General features: G+C 66.2%; 13 protein-coding genes and 1 tRNA gene. 2 read left to right on the forward strand and 12 right to left on the reverse strand.

The window, feature by feature from the left end:
- Positions 1-19 precede the first annotated feature (19 nt).
- From AC3WJI_RS01695 to AC3WJI_RS01740, 10 genes are all read right to left on the reverse strand, one after another.
- Positions 20-292: a hypothetical protein gene (locus tag AC3WJI_RS01695; RefSeq protein ID WP_492755498.1), complete on the reverse strand. Its 273-nt coding sequence runs from the start codon at positions 290-292 to the stop codon at positions 20-22.
- A gap of 10 nt (positions 293-302) precedes the next feature.
- Complete coding sequence (locus tag AC3WJI_RS01700; protein ID WP_492755499.1) at positions 303-1,646, reverse strand: HlyD family type I secretion periplasmic adaptor subunit; 1,344 nt, start codon at positions 1,644-1,646, stop codon at positions 303-305.
- Complete coding sequence (locus AC3WJI_RS01705) at positions 1,643-3,472, reverse strand: type I secretion system permease/ATPase (protein WP_492755500.1); 1,830 nt, start codon at positions 3,470-3,472, stop codon at positions 1,643-1,645. Before AC3WJI_RS01705 ends, AC3WJI_RS01700 begins: the two co-directional genes overlap by 4 nt.
- A complete protein-coding gene (locus tag AC3WJI_RS01710; protein ID WP_492755501.1) occupies positions 3,469-4,479 on the reverse strand; it encodes a hypothetical protein in 1,011 nt (336 codons plus the stop codon). The genes AC3WJI_RS01705 and AC3WJI_RS01710 overlap by 4 nt, the downstream gene beginning before the upstream one ends.
- Positions 4,480-4,541: 62 nt before the next feature.
- Positions 4,542-4,811, reverse strand: coding sequence for a hypothetical protein (locus AC3WJI_RS01715; protein ID WP_492755502.1), 270 nt, complete (start codon positions 4,809-4,811; stop codon positions 4,542-4,544).
- Positions 4,812-5,078: 267 nt separating this feature from the next.
- Positions 5,079-5,966 (reverse strand): helix-turn-helix domain-containing protein, encoded by an 888-nt coding sequence (locus tag AC3WJI_RS01720; RefSeq protein WP_492755503.1) that lies wholly within the window; start codon positions 5,964-5,966, stop codon positions 5,079-5,081.
- A gap of 254 nt (positions 5,967-6,220) precedes the next feature.
- A tRNA-Met gene (locus tag AC3WJI_RS01725) sits at positions 6,221-6,297 on the reverse strand.
- A 55-nt stretch (positions 6,298-6,352) separates the two neighbouring features.
- Positions 6,353-6,856 carry a 2'-5' RNA ligase family protein gene (locus AC3WJI_RS01730; RefSeq protein ID WP_492755544.1) on the reverse strand — a complete coding sequence of 168 codons (504 nt, stop codon included), beginning with the start codon at positions 6,854-6,856 and terminating at the stop codon, positions 6,353-6,355.
- A 14-nt stretch (positions 6,857-6,870) separates the two neighbouring features.
- A complete protein-coding gene (locus AC3WJI_RS01735; protein ID WP_492755504.1) occupies positions 6,871-8,802 on the reverse strand; it encodes a potassium transporter Kup in 1,932 nt (643 codons plus the stop codon).
- A 166-nt stretch (positions 8,803-8,968) separates the two neighbouring features.
- Positions 8,969-9,436: an Lrp/AsnC family transcriptional regulator gene (locus tag AC3WJI_RS01740; RefSeq protein WP_492755505.1), complete on the reverse strand. Its 468-nt coding sequence runs from the start codon at positions 9,434-9,436 to the stop codon at positions 8,969-8,971.
- A 138-nt stretch (positions 9,437-9,574) separates the two neighbouring features.
- Here AC3WJI_RS01740 and ald point away from each other — a divergent pair, with 138 nt between their 5' ends.
- Complete coding sequence (gene ald / locus AC3WJI_RS01745; protein WP_492755506.1) at positions 9,575-10,681, forward strand: alanine dehydrogenase; 1,107 nt, start codon at positions 9,575-9,577, stop codon at positions 10,679-10,681.
- Positions 10,682-10,737: 56 nt separating this feature from the next.
- On the forward strand, positions 10,738-10,956 hold the full coding sequence (locus AC3WJI_RS01750; protein WP_492755507.1) for a DUF3072 domain-containing protein: 219 nt from the start codon (positions 10,738-10,740) through the stop codon (positions 10,954-10,956).
- 148 nt (positions 10,957-11,104) lie between these two features.
- Here AC3WJI_RS01750 and AC3WJI_RS01755 read toward each other — a convergent pair whose 3' ends face one another.
- On the reverse strand, positions 11,105-11,740 hold the full coding sequence (locus AC3WJI_RS01755) for a tetratricopeptide repeat protein (protein WP_492755508.1): 636 nt from the start codon (positions 11,738-11,740) through the stop codon (positions 11,105-11,107).
- On the reverse strand, positions 11,740-12,138 hold the full coding sequence (locus AC3WJI_RS01760; RefSeq protein ID WP_492755545.1) for a cytochrome c-type biogenesis protein: 399 nt from the start codon (positions 12,136-12,138) through the stop codon (positions 11,740-11,742). Before AC3WJI_RS01760 ends, AC3WJI_RS01755 begins: the two co-directional genes overlap by 1 nt.
- Positions 12,139-12,253 lie beyond the last annotated feature (115 nt).

Here is a 12,253-nt window from a genome sequence, read left to right on the forward strand (position 1 = left end):
GGAGCATCGGATCGGCGGCTCAATTCTCGGTGATAGTCGTCTGATCGGCGAGGCCAGCGACATCGAGCACTGCACTCACATCCACCGTGACCGCGACATTGCTATCGCTGCTCCAATCGGTGGTCGAACCGTCGAGATTTTGATAGCTGCCCTCAACGTGATGGCTGATTTCGACTGAAGGCGACAGGTCGATCCCTGCATCGCCGGACGAGCCATATTCCTGCGCCTGCTGGCTGGTCTGGTCCTCGCCTCCGGACTCATCTCCGAAAACGCTACTGAGCAATCCAGGCATCCTATTCTCCTTATTCCTCGCGCATGCTGCGGCTGATCGCGTCGCCGAGCGGGGCGATGAGATAGTCGAACAGCGTGCGTTCCTGGGTCTTGATATTGACCGAAGCGGGGATGCCCGGCTGCAGCGCCAAGCCCTCGCGCTGCGCCTCGGCCGGGTCCGCGAGCACGACCTGCGCCTTGTAATAGGGCGCGCCGCCCTGCTCGATCCGCGCCGGCGACAGCGTCATCACGCGGCCCTTGAACGAGGTCCGGCCATGCGGGTTGACGCTCGAGAAGCGGATCGTCGCTTCCTGGCCGACGCGGACATCGTCGATGTCCTGCGGCTTGACCCGTGCCTCGACGATCAGCGCCCGCCCGCTGGGGACGATCTCCATCAGCGTCTTGCCCCCGCCGACGACCATCCCCTGCCCCATCGACGCAACGCCCGAGACGCGGCCGGCGACCGGCGCGCGGATGACGTCCTGGTCGGCGGCATAACGCGACACGTCGAGCTGCGGCTCGACCTGGGCGAGCTGGTCCTGGACCTGGCCGAGCTGCGACGCGAGGTCGAGCCCCTGCGCGTCACGGACCCGCGTGGCGGCAATCTCGGCCTGCTTGAGCGACGCCTCGCCGGTCAACATGTCGGCCTGCAACTGCGCCTGGGTGCGCTCGAGCGAGCGAACCGTGGTCTTGCGCGCGAAACCACGGCGATAGAGCATCTGATAGTCTTCGAGCTCCTCGCTGATCAAAGCGAGCTGCTTCCTGGACGCCGCGAGCTTGGCGCGCGCCGCGTCGAGCGACTCATCCGAGGTCGCGCGGTCCGCGCCCAGCACCGAGCGATGCTGCGCGAAAACCTGCCGCTGCGTCGCCAGCGCCTTGGCCACCTGCGGTTCGCCCGCGCGGCGGCTGAGGTCGGCCGGGAAGGTCAGAACCGCAAGCCCGTCGCGCTCGGCGAGCAGCCGCGACTCCAACGCCTTCAATGAGTCGCGCCGTGCCTGCGCCTGGGTCAGCTGCGCGCCCGAGCGCACGCCGTTCAGCCGCACGAGCGGCTGCCCCGCCTGCACCGCCTGGCCCTCGCGCACCAGCACCTGCGTGACGATCCCGCCGGTCACCGGCTGGACGACGATCTTGTCGCCGCTCACGGTCACTTCACCCGGCGCGATCGCCGCTGCCGAGATCGGCGCGAGCGTGGCGTAGAGGCCGAACAGCAGGAGGAACACCCCCGCCGCAATCAGCCCGAAGCGGATGGAGCGGCCGGCATGGTCGATCGGCTTGATATCGAGCTGGCGCATCCGCGCCTCGATCGCGTGGCGCGGCAACGGCGCATCGGGAGTCGCGCTGGCGCCGCCGCCGAGCGAGAAGAAGTCGAGCTTCATAGGGCCTCCACCGGCTCGCGGGCGATCGAGCGGACCAGCTCGGTCTTGACCTTGCGGAACACGCGCGCCCGCGGGCCGTCGAGCTGGAGCTCGCCCTTGCACAGCACCAACACCCGATCGACATGCGCGATCGGATTGAGCCGGTGCGCGATCAGCACGATCGTCGATCCTTCCGCCTTCAAGGTCGCGAGCGCCGCGCCGAGTGCTTCCTCGCCGTCGCTGTCGAGATGCGCGTTGGGTTCGTCGAGGACGAGCAGCCGCGGCGACCCGAACATCGCGCGGGCGAGCCCGATCCGCTGGCGCTGACCGCCCGACAGGCTTGATCCGCCCTCGTCGACCTGGGTCTCATAGCCTTCGGGAAGGTTGAGGATCATGTCGTGGACGTTGGCGCGCATCGCCGCCTGGACGACCTGGTCGTCGCTCGCCTTGGTGAAGCGCGCGATATTCTCGCGGATCGTTCCCGGGAACAGTCCGACGCTCTGCGGGAGATAGCCGACGGTCTTGGCGAGGTTCTCAGGGGTCCAATGCTTGCCCTCGATCCCACCGATCGTGCAGATGCCCTGGCTCGGGCTGCTCGCCGCGACGAGCAGCCGGGCGAGGCAGGTCTTGCCCGCGCCGCTCGGGCCGACAACGCCGATGACTTCGCCGGCACCGATGTCGAGGTTGATCGAGCGCAGTGCCGGCTGGCGCGCGCCGGGCGGCGTGAAGCTGACATTCTCCAGATGGATCGCGACGTCGCGCTTGGGCAGCTCGATCTTGGTGTCGCGCGTCGGCGCCTGGCTCAGCGCCTTCTGCACCCGCCGGCCCGCAGAGACTGCGCTGCCGATCGCGCGCCACCCGGTGACCGCGAGCTCGAGCGGCGCGAGCGCGCGGCCGAGCAGCACGTTGGCCGCGAAGATGCTCGCCGGCAGGATCGCATTCTCGATCACCAGATAGCCGCCGATGCCGATCATCGCGCTTTGCAGGCAAAGGCGCAGGAACTTGATCGACGCGCCCATGTCGGCGCCGCGATCGCTGCCCTCGGCCTGGCGGCGCATCATCGTCTCGCGGTCGATGTGCCAATGCACCGCGAGCGCGTCTTCCATGCCCATCGCGCGCACCGGCCCGGCGAAGCGGGCAACCGCATCGGTGAAGCGGTAGCTGCGCGTCGCGGCGGCCTGGGCGATCTCGGCGGATTCGCGCGTCACGCGATTGTTGAACACCGCCATCGCCAGCAGGGTGAGCGCGCCGCCCAGCCCGACCAGCCCCAGCACCGGACTGATCAGGAACAGCACGATCAGGAACAGCGGCATCCACGGCACGTCGAAGAAGAATTGCGCGCCCTGCCCCGCCAACGCGCTGCGGAACTGGTCGAGATCGCGCAGCATGTTGGCGTTGCGCGCGACCGCGCCGTGGTGCGACGAGAGTTCGATGATCGCCTGGAACACGCGGTGCGCGAGGATCCGGTCGAGCCGGGCAGCGGCGCGGATCAGAATCCGCCCGCGAACGGCATCGAATGCCGCCATCGTCGCGAGCGCGATCACCAGCCCGATGCTGAGCGAGATCAGGGTCGGGATGCTCCCCGAGGGGATCACGCGGTTATAGACTTCGGTGAGGTAGATCGGCGAGGCGAGGAACAGCAGGTTGACCCCGCCGCTGAACGCCGCGGCGGTCCAGATCAGCCGCTTGCACTGGCGCAGCGCCGAGGCGAATTCGTCGCCTTGCTCGAGCTCGGTGGCACGCTGGGCGCTGTCGAGCGCAATGACCTGCGCGGTCGCGGCATCGGCGCGATCCTGCGCTTCGCGGACATCGGACGGGGCAGTGTCGCGGGGTGTCTCGCTCGTCACAGACCTAACACTCCGTCGTGATGATGGTCGGGCAGGATTGTGTCGACGTTGTGCTCGACGTCGCCGAGCAGCGCGCCGGCGACTGCTTCGTCGGCAAGCGTGTCGAGGATCGAGCCGGTCGCCGCCACCTCGGGCGCGTCGAGCCCGGCATGCGAGAGGTCAAATGCGTCGGCCGAATCGACCATCGACACCAAGGTCGCGACGCCGCCCACGGGATCGCTGCCGAGAAAGCCGTCGGCCGCGACGATGTCCGAGAGCGGCGGCAGCCCGTCGACCGCCTGCTGGGCTCCGTCGAGTAGCGTGTCGGTGGCCGCTACGACGGTCGACAGCGTATGATCCACCGCCGATAGCGTATCGTCGACGGTGGGAAGCTCCTCCCCAACGGCCGAGAGGCTGTCCCCGACGCTCGCGATCGTCTGGTCGACCGTCGAGAGTGCGCCCTCCACGGCCGGGGTCAGGATGTGATCGACGCTCGACAGCGTATGGTCGATCGCCTGGCCCAGCCCGAGCACCGGCGCGGCGAGACCGCCCAGGGCCGCCAGCGCGGGCGCGGCATCGGCTTCGGGCTGCGCAATCGCGAGAGTCGGTGCGGCAAGCCCGACGGGGGGCGCGGCGGGCAGGAACGCGGCCGAGTGGATCCCGTCAATCGCGGGCGCGCCGCTGCCCATAGCGGTCGGCACCTGCGCCTCGAGTGCCTGGGCGTGCGCCGCGTCGCCGAACTGGATCGGCGCGGGGACGAAGGGCATGAAATGATAGGGGCTGGGCGCTGGGTCGTGGGTCTCGGCGACGGTGTCGCCGACCGCTTCACGAAAACCCGCCGCCTCGGGCTGTGGGGTTTGCGACGCGGAGGAAATTGCGGGATCGGGAACACTCAGGCCATCCGAGCCGCGGGGCGGCGCCGCCGGCGCGCCGATCGTGACGGCCGCTTGTCCGCCGTACAGGCTGAAGTCGCTGGTCGACCAGCCGAGCAGGCGGTTGGAGGTATCGATCAGGGCGCTGCCGGCCATGTTCTCACCTACCTTGAGAAAGGAAGTGGGTGGTACGCAGAGGCACCACCCACGTCGCTGGATTACGAGTCGTGGCTCTCATCGCTCGAGCCCATGACGTTGCCGACTGCGCCCAGCAGGCCGTCGGTGCCGGTATCGAGGCTCAGACCGTTTTCGTTGGTCGACGATTCCGAATTGCCGTCCTCGTCGGTCGACGAATAGGTCTGCGAAGAATTGGCATCGAGGCCGAGCGTGCTCTCGACATCGCCCATGATGCCGCCATCGGCATTCGAATCGCTGCTGCTGGTGCCGCTGTTGTCGTCGCCGCCGAAAATGTTGGAAAGACCGGGCATGATTACGTCTCCTATCGCTGCTTTGTTGTCCTAACGACCGCGCTGGATCGTGAAGCAATAACCGCCGGGAAGATCGTGACGTTCCGCAGGCAAACGACGGAAAACCCTAGCAAAATCCCTTAACATTTAAGAATACGCGGCGTAACGATCCGCAGAAACCTGTGCGTTCGATGCCTTGTGATCGAACGACACAAACGCATTTCTGAACATCGTGGGCACCCATTCTGAAACGCTCGGGCACCTGCCCCCCCCGATCCGTCGCTGAAATCAGACGCCGTCTTGCCGAAAACTGCTCGGATCCTTGCCAAAGGCGGCACGGAATGCGCGCGAGAAATGGCTGCGGCTCTGGAAGCCGCTTCGTGCCGCGATCGTCTTGATCGGCAGATTGGTCGCCATCAGCATCGCCCGCGCCTCCTCCAGCCGGACCTTTTGAACATATTCGGCCGGGCCGATCCGCATGATCCGCTTGAAATGGCGGATGAAGCTCGACCGGCTCATCCCCGCGCGAAGCGCCAGCCGCTCGATCGTGTGCTGCTCGCCCGGATGTGCGCGGATCGCCGCGATCGCGCCCGACAGAAGGCTCCGTCCGCCCGAAATGGGGGCATCATCGGGCGCGCGGTCGATCGCCCGGCGCAACCCCTGGACGACGCAGGCATGCATCAGCGCATTCGCCAGCGCCGCCTCGCCGTCGCCCTGGCACTCGGCGCGGAGCAACCCGAACAGCCGCTTGCCGATCGCGCATTTGACCACTGCTGCCACGGTCGGTTCGGTCAGTGCTTCTCGGCCGCTTCCCGCGATACGCCCGGCCCCGACCACCAGCGCGGCTTCGCGGCCTCGGGTGCCGTCGGCGACCATCCAGCCGTTGCGCTGGGTCAGGCAGTCATGGCTCTGTACGGTAGCGCCGCTCTGCTCACCAGGTGCGAGATTGGCAAGGCTGCCCGCCGGCACCAGCACCAGCCGGCCAGACTTAACCGTGCAGGCGTGTTCGCCATCGATCTCGAGGCGCATCGTGCCGGCAAGGACCATCAGCGCCATCACGCCATCGACTTGCGGCGTCGCCATCTGCACCCCGGCGGGCACACGCAACAGCGTGAACGGCGGGGTCGCCGAGCCGAACGTGGTCAGCAGCGCCGACAGGCTCTCGCCAGCTTTCATGCACAGGAAACACTATGAAGAGGCGGGCGCATTTCACCCCTAAAGCTGCTTCGTGATATGGAGAAAGCGGTTCGTCCGAGCGCTAACGCGCCATTGCCTGCTTGGATGCAAGCAATTGTTTTTCCTTAGGAGAAACGCGGACCAGGCGGTCGCCTACGCGCGTGCTTGCCAATTCGGCCGCGATCCCTGTCACCTCAATCGCGGGGGATTGGCGAGGACCGGGTGATATCGGACCGGTCGCCATCAAGGCCGAATGGTAGCGGAGGAGGGACTTGAACCCCCGACCCCAGGATTATGATTCCCGTGCTCTAACCAACTGAGCTACTCCGCCCTACCGGGCCTCGCGATGAAGCGAGGGCGCGACATAGGTCGGGCTTTTCGTCCGGTCAAGCGAACATATGCCGCGAGTGCGGCTCCCATGGTCCACCGCGATACCACCAGCTCGCCAGCCCTGCGATCTCGACCTCGCGCGGCTGGAAATCGCGCGACAATGCGGCCTGAACCACCTTGGCGAGCGACGGCGTTACCTTGTTCTGCACGGTGACATGCGGACGCCAACGCCCTGCATCCTGCGGCATCAGCATGCCCGCAAAAGCCTCGGACAACCGCGCGCGAATCGCAGTGAGTTCGGGCACCTCGATCCGGTACGCCACCCCACCGCCCAGCGACATCAGCCCGGTCACCTTCGCGCGCGGCGCGCGCACCCCGCGGGTCTCGCCAGACAGGCGCTGCTTGAGCTCCTCGCCCGCACTGGGCGGCAAATGGTGGAAAAGCGTCAGGTGCGCGTCGAGCAGGTTGCGCTCGGGCGGATAATGCTCCCGCCGGAGCACGTCGAACCATGCCTGGTCCTGCCGCCCGAACAATGCCGTGACGATCAGGGGCGCTGGCAGGGGCGTCGGCGCGCTCAGATCTCGACCTGGCTTCCCAGCTCGACGACGCGATTGGTCGGCAGGCGGAAAAATTCCATCGCGCTTTCGGCGTTGCGCAGCATCCAGGCGAACAGCTTTTCGCGCCAGATCATCATCCCCGGCCGCGACGACGGCAGCAAGGTCTGGCGCGCAAGGAAGAAGCTGGTGTCCATCATCTTGAACTCGGCGCCGCATGCGCTGACCTGTTTGAGCGCGGCGGGCACGTCGGCCTCCTGCATGAAGCCGTAGAACAGGATCATGCGGTGGAAACCCTTGCCGAGATCATCGATCTTCATGCGCTTCTCGTCGGGGACGTAGGGCACGTCGGCGATCTTCACCGTCAGCAGGATCACCCGCTCGTGGAGCACCTTGTTGTGCTTGAGGTTGTGGAGCAGCGCGTGCGGCACCCCGTCGGGGGTCGACGTCATGAACACCGCGGTGCCGGGCACCCGCGCCGCCGCGATCGCCGCCGATTCGATGAAGATCTTGATTGGCATCGCGCTCTCGCGCAGCCGCTCGATCATCAGCTTGCGTCCCTTCGACCAAGTGGTGAGCAGCGTGAACACGATGAAGCCAACCAGCAGCGGGAACCAGCCGCCGTCGGGCACCTTGGTCAGGTTGGCGGCGAAATAGGCCAGGTCGACGGTGAAGAATAGCGCGAGCAGCGGCAGCGCGTAGCGCTTCTTCCACTGCCACAATGCAAACAGTACCACCGCGAGCAGGCAATTGTCGATCAGCATCGCACCGGTGACCGCAATGCCATAGGCCGCGGTAAGGTTAGACGAGGTTTGGAACGACAGGACCAGCAGGATCACCATCGACATCAGCGCCCAGTTGATCGTCGGGATGTAGATCTGTCCCGCGGTCGAGGCGCTGGTGTGCTCGATGCGCAGCCGCGGCACGAAGCCGAGCTGGATCGCCTGCTGGGTCACAGAAAAGGCGCCGGAGATCACCGCCTGCGACGCAATGATCGCCGCCAGCGTCGCCAGCACCACCAGCGGAAGCTGGAGGCTTTCAGGCGCAAGCATGTAGAACGGGCTCTTGAGCGCCACCGTGCCTTCGCGCATCAGCAGCGCGCCCTGACCCATATAATTGAGGATCAGCGCCGGCAGCACGAACCACAGCCACGACACGCGGATCGGCTTGCGCCCGAAATGCCCCATATCGGCGTAGAGCGCCTCGGCGCCGGTCACGGCGAGCACCACCGAGCCGAGCGCGAGGAAGGCAGCCAGCGGGTCCGCCATGAAGAACTGGACCGCGTGCGTCGGCAGCAGCGCCCAGAGGATCTCGGGCGTCCGCACGAAACTTAATACCCCGAGCGTCGCGATGACGAGGAAATAGAGCATCATGATCGGGCCGAAAAAGGTCCCCACCCGCGCCGTTCCGGTCCGCTGGATCGAGAAAAGCAGCACCAGGATCACCACCGCGATCGGAATCACCAACGCGGCAAAGCCCGGCGCGGCGATCGCGATGCCCTCGACTGCCGACAGCACCGACACCGCCGGGGTGATCATCGAGTCGCCGTAAAACAACGCGGTCGCGAAGACGCCGAGCAGCACGATTCCCTGCGTCCAGCGCTTCTGGTTGGCGCTGCGAGAAATCAGGGCGAGCAGCGCCAGGCTGCCGCCCTCGCCCTTATTGTCGGCGCGCATGATGATCGTGACGTATTTGAGCGTCACCACCACCATCATCGACCAGAACATCAGGCTGATCACGCCCATGATGTGGAGCGTGTCGAGCGTCAGCTTGTGGTGCCCGGCAAAGGTCTCGCGGAACGCGTAGAGCGGGCTGGTGCCGATGTCGCCAAAGACGATGCCGATCGCGCCGAGCGCGAGCTTCCACGTCGCATCGGCGGCATGGCCGTGCGCGTCGTGCGGCTCGTCTGGCTGCGGGAGCGTTTCGGCCTGCCCGCTTGCGGAGATGTTCACTGGCGCGGAAACCGCGCAATTGGGGAAACAGACCTGGTCATGCGACCTGCGTTCTCGTCTGAAAAAGTGCGCGGGCCGTTAGCACGTGCAACATAGACTGGCAACGGCCCGACCCGCACAGATGGTTACGCCAAGGGAGACGCGCAAGGGCGCGAGCGGTTCCCGCTCAGTTTTCTGCGAACAGCGCGTCGGCCTCGCTGCGAGTCGGCACCGCGCGCAGCACGAAGCTCGAGTTGATCGTCACCACTCCGGGCAGCCGGCCGAGATGCTCGCGGTGAAGTCGTTCATAATCATCGAGATCCTGCGCGAGGATCTTCAGCCGGTAATCCTGCCCGCCGGATACGAGCGCGCATTCGACCACCCCGTCGATCTGCGACACCGCCTGCTCGAACCGCGCCAGATCCTCCTCCACCTGCGTGCCGAGCGTGATGTCGACCAAAGCGGTGATCCGGAAACCGAGCCGTCTATGTCCCAGTCTGGCACCATAGCCCATGATGTGCCCCGAAGATTCGAGCGCCTGGATCCGCCGCGTGCATGCCGATTGCGAGAGCCCTACCCAATTGGCGATCTGGCTCACCGGCGCTCGCGCATCGAACGCGAGCATCTTGAGAATGGCGCCGTCAATCTTATCCATCGCGCATAAATCTCCGGATTATCGGCGCATTCTAGCGAATCCATGCGGTGATGCCATACTTGGCGCTGAAATTTGCAGGGATTTGCACCTGTATCTTGCGATACTATCGCGCCACAAAAGACTCGCTGGAGAGATGTCATGCGCGTTGGCGTGCCTAAGGAAATCAAGAACCACGAATATCGTGTCGGCCTGACCCCCGCATCGGTTGCCGAGCTCGTCCATGCCGGGCATCAGGTACTGGTCGAGACCCGGGCCGGCACCGGCATCGATTTCGACGACTCTGCCTATACCGATGTCGGTGCGACGATTGCTCCGGACGCCGCCGCGGTGTTCGCCGGCTCGGACATGATCGTGAAGGTCAAGGAGCCTCAGCCGCAGGAAATCGCGCTGCTCGAGCCGCGCCACATCCTGTTCACCTATCTTCACCTCGCCGCCGACAAGCCGCAGGCCGAGGGTCTGATGCGGTCCGGCGCGACCTGCATCGCCTATGAGACGGTGACGTCGAACTCGGGCGCCCTCCCCCTCCTCAAGCCGATGAGCGAAGTCGCCGGCCGCATGTCGGTCCAGGTCGCGTCGCACTATCTCGAGAAGGAACAGGGCGGCCGCGGCGAACTGCTCGGCGGCGTGCCCGGAGTCGCGCCGTGCAGGGTTGCGATCCTCGGCGGCGGCGTCTCGGGGATTAACGCCGCGCAGATGGCCACCGGCCAGCGCGCCGACGTGACGATCTACGACATCAACAACGAGCGCCTGGCTGAACTCGACATGCATTTCGGCAGCCAGATCAAGACCGCCTACGCCTCGAAGGCGGCGATTGCCGAGGCGGTCGCCCGCTCGCAGGTGGTGATCGGCGCGGTGCTCGTCCCCGGCGCGGCGGCCCCCAAGCTCGTCACCCGCGACATGCTCAAGACGATGATGCGTGGCTCTGTGCTCGTCGACATCGCGATCGACCAGGGCGGCTGCTTCGAAACCTCGAAGGCGACCACGCATGACGACCCGGTCTACGAGGTCGACGGCGTCATCCATTATTGCGTCGCCAACATGCCCGGCGCGGTCGCCCGCACCTCGGCCTTCGCACTCAACAACGCGACCCTGCCGTTCGTGCTCAAGCTCGCCAATCTCGGCGCGGAAGCCGCAATGCAGGCCGACAGGCACCTCGCCAACGGCCTCAACGTCTACAAGGGCAAGATCGCGTTCAAGGCCGTCGCCGACGATCTCGATCTGCCCTACGAGGCTTGGGCGGCCTGACGGAACGAATTGAGAACATATCGGTTGGTCGTGGCGAAACCTGAAAAGGAAAAGCCATGACCGACCATCCCAATCCCAAGTCCGAGCCTGTCGGCAACGCCGAGAAGGATCCCGACGACTGGACTACCGGCGACGAACCCATGACCGGCGCGCAGGCGAGCTATCTCAAGACTTTGTCCGAGGAAGCGCACGCCGAATTCGAGGACGACCTAACCAAGGCGGAGGCCTCGAAGCGCATCGACGCGCTGCAGGAGGAGACCGGCCGAGGGCAGTGAGACGGAGTGCCTCGGCTTTTGGCGAAGAGCGGCATCTGGCAGCCAGGTCATCCCGCATACTGAATGAGTGCTCCTGCGAAAGCAGAAGCCCCGGGCGATCGAGCACTTATACCCTGGGCTCCTGCTTTCGCAGGAGCACTAGGCTCGCTCAGCGCGCCTCTGCGGGCTGCGCTTCGAGGAACCGATCGAGCAGGAACAGCCGCACCACCAATTGTGCGTGATAGCCCGCGGCGGGCGGCGCTACTTCGACTGCCTTGGCCCAGAGCGGCCGTGCCTCGGCGAAGCGGTTCTGCCGGACCAGTGCGAGCCCGTAGAAGAAGGGCGGGCCGGGATGCTTCGGCGCCAGCGCCATGGCATGCTCGAAGGCGAATTTGGACGCCGGTGACACCTGGCCGCCGTCATTCTCGGCAAGCTTGATCCCGAGCCATGTCCAGGCGCCCGCGTCGAGCGGCGCCTGCCGCACGGTCAGGATCATCGCGCGCGCTGCGGTATCGGGTGCCCCGGCCCGTGTCATCGCGTCGGCGCGCATGAACGACGCCCAGGTGAAGTTGAACCGGCCGTACATCGCATCGCGCAGCTCGACGACGTCGGGGTCGATCTCGCCCTTCGCCTGCACCGCCGAGACCGGACGCCCGGCCAGCCCGGGATTGCCCTGCCAGGCATAGCCTGCCGCGCCCAGCATCAGCCCCGTCGCCGCGACGGTCCACAATTTCCGCGGGAAGCCGGTCACCCACAGCAACAGCGCCGCGCCAAGCGCGAACGCGGCGAAGATCGCCCACCCCATCACGGCTTGCGCCTTGCGAAATTCCGCCGCGCGATCAGCGCGCCGATCCCGAGCAGCACCAGCGGCGCGAGCCACAGCGGCGCGGTCACCCAGCTCAGCGGCGGATCATAGGTGACATAGTCGCCGTAGCGCTGAACCAGCCATTTGCGGATGTCGCCGGGGGCCTCGCCTGCGGCGACGCGCTGGCGCACCAGGGCACGCATGTCGCCCGCCATTTCGGCGTCGCTATCGGCGATCGACTGGCCCTGGCAGACCAGGCAGCGCAGCGTGTCCATCAGCGCCTTGGCCTTCGCCTCCTGCGCAGGATCGGGAAGCTGGTTGTAGGCGAGTTCGGCGGGCGGCAGTTTCGAGTCCGCCAGCGCGAGCGTTGGGAACACCAATGCCAGCCCCATCACCATCGTCACCCCGGCCTTTCGCCGGGGTCCACCGCGCGGATGGGGAAAGGACAAGAGGCGAGAAGCCGTCACGCGCGGCTCGGTGGATCCCGGAACAAGTCCGGGATGACGATGGCGA

The organism is Sphingomonas sp. FW306-1B-B10E (genome assembly GCF_058782005.1).

Coding starts and splice junctions, on each gene's coding strand:
- AC3WJI_RS01715 (WP_492755502.1), bottom strand. CDS start 4,811: ATGCCCGGTCTTTCCAACATTTTCGGCGGCGACGACAACAGCGGCACC.
- AC3WJI_RS01710 (WP_492755501.1), bottom strand. CDS start 4,479: ATGGCCGGCAGCGCCCTGATCGATACCTCCAACCGCCTGCTCGGCTGG.
- AC3WJI_RS01750 (WP_492755507.1), top strand. CDS start 10,738: ATGACCGACCATCCCAATCCCAAGTCCGAGCCTGTCGGCAACGCCGAG.
- ald (WP_492755506.1), top strand. CDS start 9,575: ATGCGCGTTGGCGTGCCTAAGGAAATCAAGAACCACGAATATCGTGTC.
- AC3WJI_RS01740 (WP_492755505.1), bottom strand. CDS start 9,436: ATGGATAAGATTGACGGCGCCATTCTCAAGATGCTCGCGTTCGATGCG.
- AC3WJI_RS01755 (WP_492755508.1), bottom strand. CDS start 11,740: ATGGGGTGGGCGATCTTCGCCGCGTTCGCGCTTGGCGCGGCGCTGTTG.
- AC3WJI_RS01695 (WP_492755498.1), bottom strand. CDS start 292: ATGCCTGGATTGCTCAGTAGCGTTTTCGGAGATGAGTCCGGAGGCGAG.
- AC3WJI_RS01760 (WP_492755545.1), bottom strand. CDS start 12,138: ATGGTGATGGGGCTGGCATTGGTGTTCCCAACGCTCGCGCTGGCGGAC.
- AC3WJI_RS01700 (WP_492755499.1), bottom strand. CDS start 1,646: ATGAAGCTCGACTTCTTCTCGCTCGGCGGCGGCGCCAGCGCGACTCCC.
- AC3WJI_RS01720 (WP_492755503.1), bottom strand. CDS start 5,966: ATGAAAGCTGGCGAGAGCCTGTCGGCGCTGCTGACCACGTTCGGCTCG.